This window comes from Geodermatophilus sp. SYSU D00663 (assembly GCF_054050655.1).
Genome location: NZ_JBJGZT010000021.1, coordinates 11,760 through 26,458 on the forward strand (window position 1 = coordinate 11,760; position 14,699 = coordinate 26,458).

At 73.7% G+C, this 14,699-nt stretch carries 14 protein-coding genes; 1 reads left to right on the top strand and 13 read right to left on the bottom strand.

The window, feature by feature from the left end; all coding sequences use genetic code 11:
* Positions 1–7: 7 nt before the first annotated feature.
* The 12 genes from ACI79Z_RS16230 to ACI79Z_RS16285 form a co-directional block, all read right to left on the bottom strand.
* The gene (locus ACI79Z_RS16230; protein ID WP_387991004.1) at positions 8–415 is read right to left on the bottom strand and encodes an SRPBCC family protein; all 408 of its coding nucleotides are present in this window, start codon (positions 413–415) and stop codon (positions 8–10) included.
* Positions 412–1,185 (bottom strand): tyrosine-protein phosphatase, encoded by a 774-nt coding sequence (locus ACI79Z_RS16235; protein ID WP_387991001.1) that lies wholly within the window; start codon positions 1,183–1,185, stop codon positions 412–414. Before ACI79Z_RS16235 ends, ACI79Z_RS16230 begins: the two co-directional genes overlap by 4 nt.
* Entirely contained in the window at positions 1,182–2,318 is a 1,137-nt protein-coding gene (locus ACI79Z_RS16240; RefSeq protein WP_456903233.1) for a thiolase family protein, read from the bottom strand. Before ACI79Z_RS16240 ends, ACI79Z_RS16235 begins: the two co-directional genes overlap by 4 nt.
* The gene (locus tag ACI79Z_RS16245) at positions 2,315–2,770 is read right to left on the bottom strand and encodes a Zn-ribbon domain-containing OB-fold protein (protein ID WP_456903235.1); all 456 of its coding nucleotides are present in this window, start codon (positions 2,768–2,770) and stop codon (positions 2,315–2,317) included. Before ACI79Z_RS16245 ends, ACI79Z_RS16240 begins: the two co-directional genes overlap by 4 nt.
* Positions 2,770–4,269 (bottom strand): hypothetical protein, encoded by a 1,500-nt coding sequence (locus ACI79Z_RS16250; protein WP_456903236.1) that lies wholly within the window; start codon positions 4,267–4,269, stop codon positions 2,770–2,772. Before ACI79Z_RS16250 ends, ACI79Z_RS16245 begins: the two co-directional genes overlap by 1 nt.
* Positions 4,269–5,675, bottom strand: a complete 1,407-nt coding sequence (locus tag ACI79Z_RS16255) for an acetyl-CoA carboxylase biotin carboxylase subunit (protein ID WP_456903238.1) — start codon at positions 5,673–5,675, stop codon at positions 4,269–4,271. The genes ACI79Z_RS16250 and ACI79Z_RS16255 overlap by 1 nt, the downstream gene beginning before the upstream one ends.
* Positions 5,668–6,255, bottom strand: a complete 588-nt coding sequence (locus ACI79Z_RS16260; RefSeq protein ID WP_456903240.1) for an acetyl-CoA carboxylase biotin carboxyl carrier protein — start codon at positions 6,253–6,255, stop codon at positions 5,668–5,670. The genes ACI79Z_RS16255 and ACI79Z_RS16260 overlap by 8 nt, the downstream gene beginning before the upstream one ends.
* A complete protein-coding gene (locus ACI79Z_RS16265) occupies positions 6,252–8,018 on the bottom strand; it encodes a pyruvate, phosphate dikinase (protein WP_456903241.1) in 1,767 nt (588 codons plus the stop codon). The genes ACI79Z_RS16260 and ACI79Z_RS16265 overlap by 4 nt, the downstream gene beginning before the upstream one ends.
* Positions 8,015–8,623, bottom strand: a complete 609-nt coding sequence (locus ACI79Z_RS16270; protein WP_387990982.1) for a hypothetical protein — start codon at positions 8,621–8,623, stop codon at positions 8,015–8,017. The genes ACI79Z_RS16265 and ACI79Z_RS16270 overlap by 4 nt, the downstream gene beginning before the upstream one ends.
* Positions 8,623–10,104 carry a class I adenylate-forming enzyme family protein gene (locus ACI79Z_RS16275; protein WP_456903243.1) on the bottom strand — a complete coding sequence of 494 codons (1,482 nt, stop codon included), beginning with the start codon at positions 10,102–10,104 and terminating at the stop codon, positions 8,623–8,625. The genes ACI79Z_RS16270 and ACI79Z_RS16275 overlap by 1 nt, the downstream gene beginning before the upstream one ends.
* Before the next feature lie 79 nt (positions 10,105–10,183).
* A complete protein-coding gene (locus tag ACI79Z_RS16280; protein ID WP_456903244.1) occupies positions 10,184–11,767 on the bottom strand; it encodes a hypothetical protein in 1,584 nt (527 codons plus the stop codon).
* A gap of 5 nt (positions 11,768–11,772) precedes the next feature.
* Positions 11,773–12,492: a PEP-utilizing enzyme gene (locus tag ACI79Z_RS16285; protein WP_456903245.1), complete on the bottom strand. Its 720-nt coding sequence runs from the start codon at positions 12,490–12,492 to the stop codon at positions 11,773–11,775.
* A 142-nt stretch (positions 12,493–12,634) separates the two neighbouring features.
* On the opposite strand from ACI79Z_RS16285, the gene ACI79Z_RS16290 reads away from it, so the two are divergent.
* The gene (locus ACI79Z_RS16290) at positions 12,635–13,441 is read left to right on the top strand and encodes a response regulator transcription factor (protein WP_456903246.1); all 807 of its coding nucleotides are present in this window, start codon (positions 12,635–12,637) and stop codon (positions 13,439–13,441) included.
* 104 nt (positions 13,442–13,545) lie between these two features.
* Here the strand turns inward: ACI79Z_RS16290 and ACI79Z_RS16295 are convergent, their stop codons facing one another.
* The gene (locus tag ACI79Z_RS16295; protein ID WP_387990968.1) at positions 13,546–14,691 is read right to left on the bottom strand and encodes a hypothetical protein; all 1,146 of its coding nucleotides are present in this window, start codon (positions 14,689–14,691) and stop codon (positions 13,546–13,548) included.
* Between the last annotated feature and the right edge of the window lie 8 nt (positions 14,692–14,699).

The following is a 14,699-nucleotide window of genomic DNA, read 5'->3' on the forward strand; positions in this document are numbered from 1 at the left end:
CCCCCGGTCAGCCCTCCAGCCGCTCCTTCAGCTCGGCGAGGGCGCTGCGGTAGATGCCCGAGATCGCCTCTGCGAGCCGGGCCTCCTCCTCCGGTGAGCCCGCCGCGAAGTCCGCGGTCCACACGATCTCGGCGCCGCGGGCGTGGTCCCGGACCGAGAGCCGCGAGCGGTACTCCTCGAGCGCCAGGGGGCCGGACAGGTACTCGTAGACGTAGGACCGGCCCGCGTCGTCGTGCTCCACGATCCGCTCGGTGGCGTCCCCGCCACCTCCGGCGAAGGTGGCGTGCCGGACGTCGCCCTCCAGCCGGGAGCTCTCGATGGCGGGCACCCAGGCGGCGATGGCCCCCGCGTCCCCGGCCACCCGCCAGACGGCGTCGGGCGCCTCGGTGATGACGACGGTCTCGGTGACGTTCACGGCAGCTCCTGGTCGGGACGGAGGGTGTCGGGGTGTTCCACGAGGACCCCGGTGAGGTCCTCGACGACCGAGGGGGCGAGGCCACGGGCCCGGAGGAACGGGCGGACCCCGCCGTACCGCTCGTCCACGGCGGCCAGGAACCGGCGCATCGCCTCCGCTTCGACCACCCAGGTCGCGGGCGGGTAGACGTCCACCGCGTCGCCGTAGGACACCATGCCGCGCAGGCGTTCCATGGCGGGCGCGACGTCGTCCGCGCCGGCCGCGTACTCGGCGACGACGTCGTCGCGCCGCACCCCGACCGCGGTGAGCAGCAGCCCGACGACGACGCCGGTGCGGTCCTTGCCGACGGTGCAGTGCACCAGCGCGGGCAGACCACCCGGCCGGGCCAGCTCCCGGAACGCGCCCACGACCGCACCGGCGCCGTGGTCGAGGTACCGGAGGTACGTGTCGACGACCGGGTCGTCCCCGGGCATGGGGGCCACCGCGGAGCCGGGCGCCACGACCCCGCCGACGCGCACGGGGTGCAGGGACTGCCGGATCCCGAGCGCGTCCAGCGGGCCGCGTCCCTCCTGCTCGACCTCGTGCGGCAGCCGGAGGTCGATCGTCGACCGGATGCCGGTGTCGGCCACCAGCCGCCGCGCCGCCTCCGGGCCGAGGAACTGCGGGGTCCCGCTCCGGTAGAGCAGGCCGGGGCGGATCCGCCCGCCGTCGTCGGTCCGCAGGCCGGCGACCTCGCGGAACCCCAGCAGCCCGTCGTAGGTCGCGGTCACTGGGTGGACAGGATGGTCACCACGCAGGCGTTGCCGTCCATCCCGGCGGCGCCGCCGCCCATGGTCTCGACGAGGCCGACGCGGTGCCGGGCCACCTGGCGGGCGCCGGCCCGCCCGCGCAGCTGCCAGGCGATCTCGGCGAGCTGGGCGGTCCCCGTGCCGCCGAGCGGGTGCCCCCGGGACAGCAGGCCGCCGCTGGGGTTCACCGGCTGGGCGCCGTCGCGGGCGGTGTGCCCGGACGGCGCGAGCTCGGCGCCCTCGCCCCGCGGCGCGAGCCCGAGGGCCTCCAGCGTGAGGACCTCGCCGATGGTGAAGGCGTCGTGCACCTCGAGGACGTCGATCTCCCCGGGGGTGCGGCCGGCCTGCGCGAACGCCTTCCCCGCGGCCCGGGCGACCGAGGCGTAGCCCCAGACCTCGTCGCTGCGGTGGTCCCACAGCGCCCCCGAGACCATGGCCGAGGCCTCGATGCGCAGGTCGTCCCGGTTCCCGCGGTCCGGCCCGACGACGGCCGCGCCGGCGCCGTCGCTGGTCGGGCAGCACTGCAGGAAGGTCAGCGGCTCGGCGATCATCCGCGAGGCCAGGACCTCCTCGACCGTCGGCGCGTTGTTCCGCAGTTGCGCGCGGGGGTTGTCCAGCCCGTTGCGCTTGTTCTTGACCGCCACGGCGGCCAGCTGCTCGGGCGTCACGCCGAACTCGTCGACGTAGCGCGCCGCCTGCAGGGCGTAGAGCCCGGGCAGCGGCAGGGACGACGCGCCCTCCGGGTCGGTGGCCTCGGGGACGATCGCGCCGGAGAACAGGGTGGACATCTGGTCGACGCCGAGGACGAGCACGCAGCCGAAGCGCCCGGTCCGGACCGCCTCCACGGCCTCGTGGTAGGCGCTCGTGCCGCTGGCGCAGGCGTTCTCGATCGTCCACATCGGGACGCCGGGGATCCCCATCCCGCGCTGCACCCGGGTGGCGACACCGGGTGGCCCGAAGACCGATCCCACGATGACCGCGTCGATCTCCGCCGGGCTGATGCCGGCCTCCCGCACGGCCTCGGACACGGCGTCCCAGGCCAGGGACTCGACCCGGCGCTCCGGGAAGAGCCCGTAGGCCGAGGTCCCGACACCCCACAGCATCGGCTGGTTCACGACTGCTCCTCCCGTGCGGCGACCAGGTCGCCGCGATCGGTGCCGGTGATCCGCGCGCGCGTGCCGGCGCGCAGGACCTCCGGTTCGGCCAGGTGGACGAGGACCCGCGGGCCGTCGTCGAGATCCAGGTGGGCCAGCCCGAACGGAGGCCGCCGCTCCCCCACCGGGATGGCGACGACGGTCGAGGACCACACCTTCCCGGTGGCGGCGAAGCGGTCGGGCTCCACGGCGCCGTAGCAGATCGGGCACCAGGGGATCCCCCGCTGTGCGGCGGGGTAGCGGCAGGCGGTGCAGCGCACGCCGAGGACGGCGCCGTCGTCGAACACCGGTCGCGGGTCCGCGACCTCGAGCCCGCCGACCGCCGCGCCGGGGCGTCGCTTCGTCGGCCGGCCGACGCCGAGACCGCTGCCGCCGACACCGGCCTCGCTCGTGCTGGGGGTGGCGGCCGACATCAGTGGTCCCCCTCCAGGGTCAGGGAGAAGCCGGGCCCGTCGACGTGCAGGTAGGCCCCGACCGAGGTCTCGACCAGCTCGCGGACGAAGCGCATCTCCCGCGTCGTGGGCGCGAAGTCGCGCTCGCGCCGCGGGGTGGCCCGCATGACGTCGATGTCGGCCTCGGGCACCAGCAGCCGCAGGATCAGCTCGTCGTCGGAGACGGACTCGCCGAACCGGCGGCGCAGCTCCTGGAGGCTCGGCTGCGGCGGCTGCCAGTCGGTGTAGCTCTTGGCCTTGGGCGTGCTCATGATCGTGTCGAGGACGTCCTGGTCGAGCGGGGCGACCGGGCGGCCGTAGAAGCCGTGCGCGTAGATGAGCACCTCGTCGGGGACGACGGAGTACCGCTGCCCGGTGACGACGTTGAGCACCGCCTGGGTCCCCACGAGCTGGGAGAACGGCGTGGCCATGACGGGGTACCCGAGCTCCTCGCGCACCCGCGACATCTCGTCGAGGACCTCCTCGAAGCGGTCCTCCATGCCCCGCGCCCGCAGCTGGTCCTTGAAGGTGCCGGCCATGCCGCCGGGGAGCTGGTGGCGGTACTGGAACAGCGAGTACTCGGCCGGCCGGCCCACCGGCAGCGCCTCGTACTCGGCCACCCGCAGCAGGTGCTCGGCGACCGGTGCGAAGCGGGACTCGTCGAGGTCGACGTCGAAGCCGGCGTAGCGCAGGTTGGCCACGGTGTTCTCGGTCGAGGGCAGCGAGACGCCGGCGGCCAGCGGGCGGCTGGCGGTGTGCACCCGGTCGGCCCCGGCGAGCACGCCCTCGAGGTAGTTCAGCGGCGCGAGCGCGTTGTTGCTGTGGAAGTGGATCTCCACCGGCAGGTCGCCGGCCGCGCCCTTGATCGCCGAGACCAGGCTGCGGGTCCGCTCGGGGGTGAGCAGGCCCGCGGCGTCCTCGAGCTCGATCCCGTCGGCGCCGAGGGCGACCAGCTCCCGCGTGCGCTCCGCGTAGTACTCGTCGGTGTGGTACGGGCTGTCGGCGAACAGGATGCACGGCAGGGCCGCCGCGCCCTCCGCCTGCACGGTCTTCACCAGCCGGCCGATCTTGTCGGTGTTGAACAGCCCGTCGTAGATCCAGAAGCTGCCGATGCCGTGGGCGCACAGCCGCTGGACCCACAGGTCCATGACGCTGTCCGCGGTCAGGCCGAAGGTGACGATGCCGTTGCTGCGGGTCCCCGCCCGCACGGTGGTGCGCGGCATCGCCCGCGACAGCGAGATCAGCTGGTCCCAGGGGTCCTCCTTGCAGTGCCGCACGAGCACCTCGAAGATCGAGCTGCCGACCAGGTCGATGGTGTGGAACCCGGTCCGGTCCAGCTCGCCCGCGATGGGCAGGCCCATGTCCTTGCGCAGCTTCATGCCCCACCAGCTCTGCGGGCCGTCGCGCAGCGTCTGGTCGACGATCTCGATCGTCCGGCGGCGCCCGTCCGCGGTCCTCGGGGCGCGGTCGAGGTAGCTCATCAGGGTCCCTCCAGGTGGTGGGGCAGGCCGTGGGTGGCGATCCACTCGGTGGTGACGCGGCCGGCCCGGAAGTCGGGGTGGTCCAGTGCGGACCGCGCGAAGTCGCGCGTGGTCGGGACCCCGGCCACCTGCAGGCGGCCGAGTGCCGCGACGAGGCGGTCGGCGGCGGTGTCGCGGTCCGGGCCGTGCGCGACGACCTTGGCGAGCAGGGAGTCGTAGTACGGGGTGACGACGTAGCCCGGCTCGCAGTGGCTGTCGACGCGGATCCCCTCCCCCACGGGCGGCACCCAGGTGGTGACCGTCCCGGGGTGCGGGGTGAAGCCGCGCGCCGGGTCCTCGGTGGTGATCCGGACCTCGATCGCGTGGCCGTCGACCCGGACGTCGTCCTGGGTCAGCCGGAGCGGTTCGCCCGCCGCGGAGCGGATCTGCTCGGCCACCAGGTCGACGCCGGTGACCATCTCGGTCACCGGGTGCTCGACCTGGATGCGGGCGTTGAACTCGAGGAAGGCGTACCGGCAGGTGTCGGCGTCGTAGATGAACTCGACCGTGCCGGCGCTGTCCAGGCCGAGGGCCTCGCCGAAGGCGACTCCGCTGCGGCGGATGTCCTGCCGCACCTGCTCGGGGAGGTTGGGCGCCGGGGACTCCTCGACCACCTTCTGGTGGCGGCGCTGCAGGGTGCAGTCCCGCTCGCCGAGGTGGATGACCGAGCCGTGCTTGTCGCCGAGGACCTGCACCTCGATGTGCCGGGCGTGGCGGATGTAGCGCTCGACGTACAGGCGTCCGTCGCCGAACGCCGCCTCCGCCTCGCCGGCCGCCGCGGGCCAGCGGGCCCGCAGCTCCGCCTCGTCCTCCACCACCGACATCCCCCGGCCGCCGCCGCCCGCCGCGGCCTTGACCAGCACGGGGTAGCCGAGGTCGGCCGCGGCCGCCACCGCCTCCTCGGTCGAGGAGAGGACCGGTGACCCGGAGAGGACCGGGATGCCGGCGCTGCGCGCCAGTTCCCGGGCGCGGGCCTTGTCGCCGGCACCGGCGACCGCCTCCGGCCGCGGGCCGATGAAGGTCAGCCCCTCCGCGACGCACGCCGCGGCGAAGTCGGGGTTCTCCGAGAGGAACCCGTACCCGGGGTGGACGGCGTCGCAGCCGGTGCCGAGCGCCGCGCTGAGCACCGACGGGATCGCCAGGTAGCTCTGCGTGGCCGGGGGCGGTCCGATGCAGACGGCGCGGTCGGCGAGCCGGGCGGCGAGGCCGTCGCGGTCGGCGGTGGAGACCACGACGACGGTCTCGATGCCGAGCGCGCGGCAGGCGCGGACCACCCGGACGGCGATCTCCCCGCGGTTGGCGACCAGGACGCGGCGGATCGTCGTCCGGACCGGGGCCTCCTGGACCGTGACAGCCGGACTAGCCATCGCTGGGACGGATCCAGAAGAGGACCTGCTCGTACTCGACGAGCTCGGCGTTCCGGGCGCAGACCTCGACGACCTCGCCCGCCGCCGGGGCGACCACCGGGTTCATGAGCTTCATGACCTCGACGATGGCCAGCTGCTGGTCGGCGGTCACCGTGTCGCCGACCTGGACGAACGGCGGCTGACCGGGACTGGGCGCGGTCCAGAAGGCCCCGACGGCCGGCGAGCGGACCGCGACGCAGCCGGTCGTGTTGACCGCGCCCCCGCCGGACGCGGGACCGGCGGCGGCGGGGGCAGCGGCGACCGGTGCGGGCGGCGGGGCGGGAACCGGTGGCGGGGCCGCAGGAACGGGAGGAGCGGCCGGGGGTGCGGCGGCCGGTGCGGCCGCCGGGGCCGGGGTCGCCGCCGCGGTCAGGGCACCGGGCGGGCCGTCCTTCCCGATGGTGATCCGCAGGCCCCGGACCTCCAGCGTCATGCCCGTCCAGTCGGACCGCTGGAAGGTGCGGATCACCTCCTGGAGCTCGCGGAGGGTCGTGCTCAGCGGTACCTCGGCTGCGGCAGCCGGGTCGTCGACCGCGGTCATCGGGTCCCTCCCTGGTGCGCGACGGCCGTCAGCAGGACCGGCAGCCGGTGCGGCGCGACGATCACCTCGACGCCGGCGTCCAGTGCCGCGCGCACGCCGTCCGGGGTGGTGAACAGGGCACCGCGGACGGTCCGGGTGCCGGCGGGGATCGGCGGCAGCTGCTCGCCGAGCTCCTCGGCCGGGACGGCGTCGGAGTCCAGGACCGGCCCGGGCACGTCCGCGTCCGGGTCGGTGACCCGCACCTCGACCAGCTCCTCGGCCCAGGCGGTGAGCCGGCGGAGGTCGTCGTCCGAGCTCTCGTCGACGGCGGAGGACTCGACCTCGCCCAGGTACACCCGGCCGCTCGTCGCGTCCACGGTCACCGTGCGGCCGAGCAGCGCCTCGATCGTCCCCGGGCCGCACCCGGTGACGCACGGGGTGTCCAGCGCCCGGCTGACGACGGCGGCGTGACAGGTGGCGCCGCCCTGCTCGGTGACCACCGCGCCGGCCGCGATCATGCCGTGCACGTCGTCGGGGCTGGTCGACCGGCGGACGAGGACCGACCCCGGCCGCTGCTGGGCCTCCTCGGGCGTCCCGACGGCCAGGCCGGTGGCGACACCGGGGCTGGCCGGCGCGCCGGAGGTCAGCAGCTGCGCCGACGCGGCGGCCCCGGGCGTGATCTCCGGCCGCAGGAGGGTCCGCACCTGCTCGGCGTTGACCCGCCGGACCGCCTCGGCCGGTTCGAGCACCCCCTCGTCCACCAGCTCGACGGCGATGCGGACGGCGGCCCGGGCCGTGCGCTTGGCCGGCCGGGACTGCAGGAGGAACAGCCGGCCCTGCTGCACGGTGAACTCGATGTCCTGCGCGTCCCGGCCCTCCCGGTCCAGGCGGTCGGCGGCGGTCATCAGCTCGGCGTGCACGTCCGGCAGCGACTCGGCGAGGGAGCTCAGTGGCCGGGGGGTGACCCGCCCGGAGACGACGTCCTCCCCCTGCCCGCGCGGCAGGTACTCGCCGTAGGGCTCCCGGACCCCGTCGACCGGGTTGCGGGTGAACAGCACCCCGGTGCCGGAGCGGTCGTCGAGGTTCCCGAACACCATCGCCTGCACGGTCACCGCGGTGCCGAGGTCGTCGGGGATGCCGTAGTGCCGGCGGTAGGCGACCGCGCGCCGGGAGCGGCTGGAGGCGAAGACCGCCTCGACGGCCGAGCGCAGCTGCTCCCAGGGGTCGGCCGGGACGGCGCCGGCCCCGTCGTCGTCCAGCGCCGCCCGCACCGCCGCGGTGTCCGCGAGGTCGTCGAGGTCCTCGGTGCAGCCCAGGACGAGCCGGCCGTAGAAGGCGGTGAACCGCCGGTGCACCTCGGCGGCGAACGCCGGGTCACCGGTCTCCGCGGCGAGAGCGGCCTCGACGGCGTCGTTGCAGCCCAGGTCGAGGATCGTGTCCATCATCCCGGGCATGCTCACGGCGGCGCCGGAGCGCACCGACACCAGCAGCGGACGCTCGCTGCCGCCGAAGGTCCGGTCCAGCTGCCGCTCGAGGAGGCGGATGCCGGTCTCGAGCTCCTCGGCGAGCCCCTCGGGCAGGCGGCCGCCGGCGGACCAGGCCGCGCACGCCTCGGTGGTCACCACGAAGGCCGGCGGCACGCGCAGCCCGAGCGACCGCATGCGCCACAGGCTCCAGGCCTTGCCGCCCACGAGGTCGCGGCTGGGCTCGCGGGCGGGGTCGTCGGGGACGACGAGCCAGCGGTACCCGGTGCCGTTCGGCCGGGTCACGGTCGGCGCGGTCACTCGGGACGCTCCCGGCCGGTCAGGCGCAGCAGGTGCTCGTGCATCTGGAACCAGACGGTGTGCACCGAGTCGACCCGCACGCCGCTGACGTAGTCGGTCTCGCCGCCCTCGGCGCGGGTGAGGGCGGCGCCGATGCGGTCCAGGAAGCGGTCGACGAGCGGGTCGAGGTCGGCGACCGGGCGGAGCACCTTCGCCGTCCTGTCCACGACCCGCCCCAGCTTGTCGACGATCGCCGCGTCGTAGTCGGGGTCGCCGTGGTCGTTGGGGACGCGGTCCCCGCCGACCTCCTTGGTCTGCCAGTCGGTGGTTAGGGTGAGGACCTGCTTGTTCACGCCGGTCTCGAAGGAGTCCATCGCGTCCGAGACGGCCGGTGACGAGCGGAACTCCGCGAAGGCCTCCGGGTAGACGCCGTCGAGCAGCGCCCGGCCGGCCGGGGTGATCATGAAGTTGCCGCGGGCGGCCATCACCGTCTTCTCCCCCGCGGCCCTCTCCAGCGCTGCCTCCACCTCGGCGACGGGCTGTCCGGTGATCTCGGCGAGCTGCTCGGCGGAGGCGAGCTGCCGGAGCGTGAGCGTGTGCACGGTGAGCTGGTACGGGTCGAGCATCAGACGTCCTCTCGGGGAGAGCCGGCGAGCATGCGGTCGCGCACCTCGCGTCGCAGCGACTTGCCGACCGGACTGGTGGGGAGGTCGGACCACACCTGGACGGCACGTGGTCGCTTGAAGCCGGCCAGCCGGCCGGCGCAGAACCGCTCGATCTCGGCGGGGTCGGCCTCGGTGCGGGTGACGACGGCGGCCGCGACCCGCTCGCCCCACTTCTCGTCGGGGAGCCCGACCACCGCGGCCTGGACGACGGCGGGGTGGCTGAGCAGCGCGTCCTCCACCTCGCGGGGGTACACGTTGAAACCGCCGCTGATGATCACGTCGTGCCGGCGGTCGAGCAGGTGGAGGTAGCCCTCGTCGTCCCACCGCCCGATGTCGCCGGTGTGCAGCCAGCCGTCGGGCTCGATCGTCTCGGCCGTGGCCTCCGGCCGCCGCCAGTAGCCGCTCATCGTGTGCGGCCCGCGGGTGAGCACCTCCCCGACCTCCTGCGGACCGAGCACCCGGCCCTCGGCGTCGCGGACCTGCACCTCGACGAAGGTGTAGGGCTTGCCCGCGGACGTCAGCCGGTCGGGGGTGTGCTCCCAGGGCTGCAGGCAGGTGATGGCCAGCGGCGCCTCGGCCTGGCCGTAGAGCTGGGTGAAGACGGGGCCGAGGACCTCGAGCCCCTTCTGCAGGACCGTCGTGGCGATCGGCGCCCCGCCGTAGCAGAGCCGCTCGAGCGCGAGGTCCGCCCCGGCGGTGGCCGGGTGCTCGAGGAGCATCGCGATCATGGTCGGGACCATGAACGTCGTCGTCGCCCGGTGCTCCTCCGCCGCCTGGAGGAAGGCCTCCGGCGAGAACTTCGGCACGATCACGTTCGCCGCGCCCTTGACCAGGTGCGGCAGGAAGAAGGCGCCGCTGCCGTGGGTGATCGGCGCGGCATGCAGCATCACCGAGTCCGGGCGCAGGTCCGGCAGCAGGTCGACCAGGAAGTTGGCGACCTCCGCCAGCTCGCTGCGGGTGGTCAGGACGACCGCCTTGGGCCTGCCCGTCGTCCCGCCGGTGTAGGCCAGCCGGAAGGGCGCCTCGGGGTCGCGCCGGACGTCGCAGGGGCCCGCAGGGGCGTCGGCGATCATCCGCGGCAGCTCGTCGGCGGGGACGACGAACTCGGTCTCGGCGGGCGGCTCGCCGGCGAGCACGAGCGCCCGGGCCTGCGAGTCCTCGATCTTGAACGCGAGCTCGTGCGGGGTCTCGCGGGCGTTGAGCGGCACCCGGACGAGCCCGGCCTTCGCCAGCGCGTAGTAGGTGACGACGCCGTCGATGCCGTTGGGCATCAGCACCGCGACGCGGTCGCCGGGTGCGAGGCCGCGGGCCAGCAGCGCGGTGCCCAGGCGGTCGGTCAGCTCGTCGAACTCCGCGAAGCTCACGACGCGGGCGCCGTCGACGAGGGCGGGGGCGGCACCGTACTGGCGTCCGGCCCGCCGGATCAGGTCACCGATCTGCACGGGGTGGTCCTCCTGGGAGCGGGGTCTCCCCGGCCGGCCGCGGGTGCGGGCCCGCGGCCGGCCGGGAGTCGGGGGTGGGTCAGCCGGCGGAGCCGGGCAGGTCGGCGCGGCGCAGGCCGGCGCCGCGGCCCTCGAGGTTCCGCGACCCCCGCTGGGCCAGCCGGTACAGCTCGTCGGCCCGCTCGGTCCGCCAGTGCCGCTTGACCCACTCCTCGTCGAGGTAGCGGTACGGCTCGGCCAGCACGGCCGGCCGGAAGTCCCGGGCCCGGCGGTTGTACTCGTCGACGTCGAGGCGGCCGGCGGACGTCGTCCAGAGGCCGGTCTTGGCGTCGAGGCTGCTGGAGCCGGACAGCCGGTCCCCCGCCGTCGGGGCGAAGTCGTCGTCGACGAGCACCGAGTACGGGATGCCGGTCAGCATGTTCTGGTTGGCACCCGAGTACCGGGCCATCGAGTACTCGTTCGTCTTCTGGTGCGGGAAGCCGATCAGGCCCACCATCTCGGCGAGGTCGTCGCGGCCGTACTCGTCGTTCATCAGCGGCTTGAAGCGCTGCACGCGGTCGTCGAGGGAGAGCCAGTCGTCCTGCCGGTAGGTGCCGGCGAGGTGGGCGAAGTCCTTGGCCACCGAGGAGTACACCAGCGCGCCGGCGTCGATCATCTGCTCGCGCGTCCAGGTGGCGATCCGCTTCCAGAGGTCGGCGGTCGCCTCGTTGAGGATCTCCCGGTACTGCTCCATCGTCTCGGCCAGCTGCGCGGCGTTCTCCATGCCGACCGGCACGTAGCCGTCGGTGAGCGCGTCGGAGGTGTACATGCCGACGGCGACGATGTTCGCCGCGTCGTAGGCCGGCTCGGCCTCGAACGAGGCCCAGTCGTCCATGAGGTGGAAGTTGGTGTCCTTGAAGACGATGGGGATCGTCAGGTTGGCGACCGGCAGCCGGGTGGCGATGCCGTCCAGCCACGGGTAGTCGCCCTCGGTCAGCTCGAAGAAGTCGCGCACGATGAGCTGGCGGTTGTCCCCGAAGGCGTACGGGCCGCTGTTGTGCAGCCCGATCCGGCACTCGCAGTGCGCCAGGAACGCGTACTGCGACAGCTGCGCGACCAGCTTGGTCGCCGCCGTGTGCAGCCGGTCCCCCGGGGTCACGCCGTGCAGGTCGGACTCGAAGACCTGCAGGGTGCGCTCGGGCAGGAGCTGGCTGCGGTCGCCGAACTCCTTGTTGGTGAGGTGCCCGTCGTTGCGGTGGTAGGCGAGGTTGAACCGGCGGGAGAAGTCGAGCACGTCGACGACGTCGTCGACCGCGTCGGCGGGGCCGAGCAGGCCCCAGTTCATCAGCATCTCGCGGCCGATGAGGTAGAACGCCGGCAGTCCCCAGGCGGCGTTGACCGTGTCGACCTTGAGGCTCACCTCGCGGGCGCGGTCGCCCAGTTCCTCGGCCGGGGTCGCCGCGTCGATCTCGCGCAGCAGGGTCGGCCACCGGTAGAAGCTGTTGAGGTAGCTCAGCAGCATGTACGGGTTCATCGGGAAGAGCTTCGACTCCTGGACCGTGCGCGTGATGCACAGCCAGTACGTGGTGTCGCTGAGCTGACGGATGTAGTTGTTGGTCGACAGCAGCGACGGGTAGGTCAGCTTCGGGTTGCGGGCTGTGCCGGTCAGGGGGCTGGCGGTCATGGTCCTCAGGCCTCGCTCTCGACGATCCAGATCCGGGCGTGACCGGTGTCGCCGGTCTCGTAGGCGTCGGCCGCCGGCGGGGCCGCGGTCACCTCGATCTCGACGACGTCGCCGTCCTCCAAGGTGTCGATCCGGCAGTTCATGAGCGTGGGCACGTCGTACTCGCGGGCGAGGATGCCGAGGTGCGAGCGGACGGTGCCGCCGAGGCAGATGACGCCGGTGAAGTGCTCGATGATCGGCGCGGTCAGGGTGCCGCCCGAGTCGTCGATGACCGCGATCGTGCCGTCCGGGACGCCGTCGGCCAGGTACTCCATGACCTGCTCGATGGTCGAGACCAGGGCGACCGGGCCGGTCACGTTCGCGGACTTGCGGATGACGTTGTCCCCCACCCCGACCTGGCGTCGCCCGTCGGCGCCCGCCGAGCCCTCGGCGAAGCCGGCGGCGGCGCGCGCGGGGCGCTTGTACTTCTCCGGCTCCGACTCCAGGGAGACCGTCGCCGAGAAGTCGAAGCGGTAGCCCGAGTCGAGCGCCTCCTGCTCGATCGCCTGCGCGTCGGTCAGCGAGAACAGGTCGTACTGGCGGTCGAAGACCACGTCCTTCCACGCCGCGCCGGTGGCCGCGAAGCGCGCCGCGGCCAGCTCGCGGACGGCGGAGTTGAAGCGTGCGGGCAGGGGCAGCATCTCGGTCGTGCCCCACTTCGGGGGCGACACCGCGGGTTCGGACATCGTCACCTCTCTGTGCTCGTCGATGAGCGGGCCGGCCCCGGACGGGGAGCCCGCCGTGTCGCCGGAGGTGGCGCGGCGGGCCGCACCGGGCGGTGGGCTGCGCTGCTGTTCACCTGGACGAAAGCTAGGTAGCGTCGGGAATGTGACCCAGTCCACGTTGGGGGACATTGCCGCGCCGCCGCGACGCCGGACCCCGGCGCGGGCCGTGCTGCGCCAGGTCGACTACGAGCGCGCCTTCGACGTCCTGGAGAACTGCGCCGTCGCGCCGTCCCTCCCGGACCTCCGCGAGGAGCTGGTGGAGTCGCTGGGCAGCACCTTCGGGCTGCGGCACGTGTCGTTCTTCGCCGGCGCGACGTTCCACAGCACCTTCGGCGACCTGACCCCGCTGACCGAGGGCCTGACCGTGCGGATGCTGCCGGAGTACCACGACCGGTGGTCGCGCTACGACCTGTTCGGCACGCCCGCGGCCATGCGGCAGCTGGTCACCACCGGCGTCTCCTCGCTGGCGGAGCTGCGGGCGATGGGCAGCCTGCCGGCGTCGGCCGACGCCTACGTCCGCCACTTCCTGCACACCACCTGGCGCATGGAGACCGCCGCGGCGATGCGCCTCGAGCTGCCCGGCGGCCACACGGCGTTGGTGGGGATGTTCGACTCGGCGCCCGACCGGCTGGGCCCCCACGAGCTGGCGACGCTCCGCCTGCTCTCCGGGCAGCTGTCCGCGGTCACCCGGCGCCTGCCGGTGTCCCGGCGGCACGCCGCGCTCGCCGGCCTGTCCGAGCGGCAGCAGCAGGTCGTGCAGCTGGTCGCCGACGGGCTGTCGAACGCCGGGATCGCCGAGACCCTGTCGCTGGCCGAGGACAGCGTGAAGAAGTACGTCAGCCGGATCCTGGCCGCCACCGGCTGCCAGTCCCGCATGGAGCTGGCGCTCCTCGCCCGCGCGCACGGCTGAGGGCCGCCCGCACGAGGCGGGCGGCCCTCGAGCCGTACCCGAACGGCCACCCTCCAGGGTCCCTCCGCCTGCGCCTGCGAGGCGGGGGGAGGGTGGTCCTCCCACTAGAGGAAGGACGACTCCCGGGTCAGGCCGTAGCGGGGGTGCTCGCCGATGACCATGGACTCGAAGATCCCGTAGCCCTCCGCGTCGCCCTCACGGACGCGGATGACGCAGTCGCGCAGCTGGTGGACGGTGCGCGCGGTCTCGGGGTCGGACACGTCGGCGAAGCGTTCCCCGTCGACGTGCGTGGGCCCCAGCCACTGGCCGTGGCGGTGACCCTTGAACCCGAAGTACAGCCCCGTGCCGAGGTGGAACCCGGTGTGGCTGGCCGCCTCCACCTCGATGGTGCGGGTCTGGCCCCAGCCGGCGTCGAACACCATCTTGCCGCCCAGCAGGCGCCGGTTCACCGGGTCGAACTTGAGCTCGTCCTGGAGGGCGTGCAGCGGCCGCTGGGTGCCGTCGGGCAGGTTCTCGAACCCGGAGAAGTACGTCGTCCGCCCGTTGACCCACTGGTGGTAGTGGTGGATCTCGTAGCTGCTGCCGTCGGGCCGCTGCAGCCACATCGGGCTCCAGGTGAGGATGAAGTCCCCGGCGAGCCGGTCGGGCCGGTAGACGTCCGCCGGGGGCTCGCCGACGTCCATCCGCACGCCCCAGGAGTGGTCGCGGAAGCCGAACCACTCCTCGTCGTGGACGTCGATCTGCTCCCCGTCGACCCAGATCCGGCCGCTGACCGTCGAGGGCTGGTGGTAGCGGAGCAGGTCGGAGCAGATCCGGAAGCCGGACGGCTCGCGCTGCGAGTCCTTGGACTCCAGGAAGGGCGGCAGCACCCCGGTGACGGTGAGGTCGAACCGGATCGGCAGCACGTGGTTCTCGCGCAGCACCCACCGGACCTTCCTCAGCGGTTCGAGCACCTCGTAGTCCAGCGGGCCGACACCGACCCGCTCCGGGTCGCTGTCCAGCTGCCGGCTGGCCCGGACGGTCAGCTGCTCCGTGCCGCGGGAGATGCCCGCGAACATGTCGATGACGTTCCGGTTGTGGTACTTGCCCAGACCGACGTCGACCTGCAACGAGCCGTCCCGGGCGAACAGCGACGCCCACAGCTTCTCGGTCCAGGAGACGTCGGCCTGGCTGATCGTCGCGAACGTCTCGGGTGTCTGGTGGCAGAGCAGCTCGTCCGCGGGGACGAGCCGCTGCATCGACTGGCGCATCGATGTCC

Bases quoted from the DNA above. Each gene is read 5' to 3' on its own strand.
- ACI79Z_RS16280 (WP_456903244.1), bottom strand. From the start codon at position 11,767: ATGACCGCCAGCCCCCTGACCGGCACAGCCCGCAACCCGAAGCTGACC.
- ACI79Z_RS16255 (WP_456903238.1), bottom strand. From the start codon at position 5,675: ATGGCTAGTCCGGCTGTCACGGTCCAGGAGGCCCCGGTCCGGACGACG.
- ACI79Z_RS16285 (WP_456903245.1), bottom strand. From the start codon at position 12,492: ATGTCCGAACCCGCGGTGTCGCCCCCGAAGTGGGGCACGACCGAGATG.
- ACI79Z_RS16250 (WP_456903236.1), bottom strand. From the start codon at position 4,269: ATGAGCTACCTCGACCGCGCCCCGAGGACCGCGGACGGGCGCCGCCGG.
- ACI79Z_RS16260 (WP_456903240.1), bottom strand. From the start codon at position 6,255: ATGACCGCGGTCGACGACCCGGCTGCCGCAGCCGAGGTACCGCTGAGC.
- ACI79Z_RS16295 (WP_387990968.1), bottom strand. From the start codon at position 14,691: ATGCGCCAGTCGATGCAGCGGCTCGTCCCCGCGGACGAGCTGCTCTGC.
- ACI79Z_RS16245 (WP_456903235.1), bottom strand. From the start codon at position 2,770: ATGTCGGCCGCCACCCCCAGCACGAGCGAGGCCGGTGTCGGCGGCAGC.
- ACI79Z_RS16270 (WP_387990982.1), bottom strand. From the start codon at position 8,623: ATGCTCGACCCGTACCAGCTCACCGTGCACACGCTCACGCTCCGGCAG.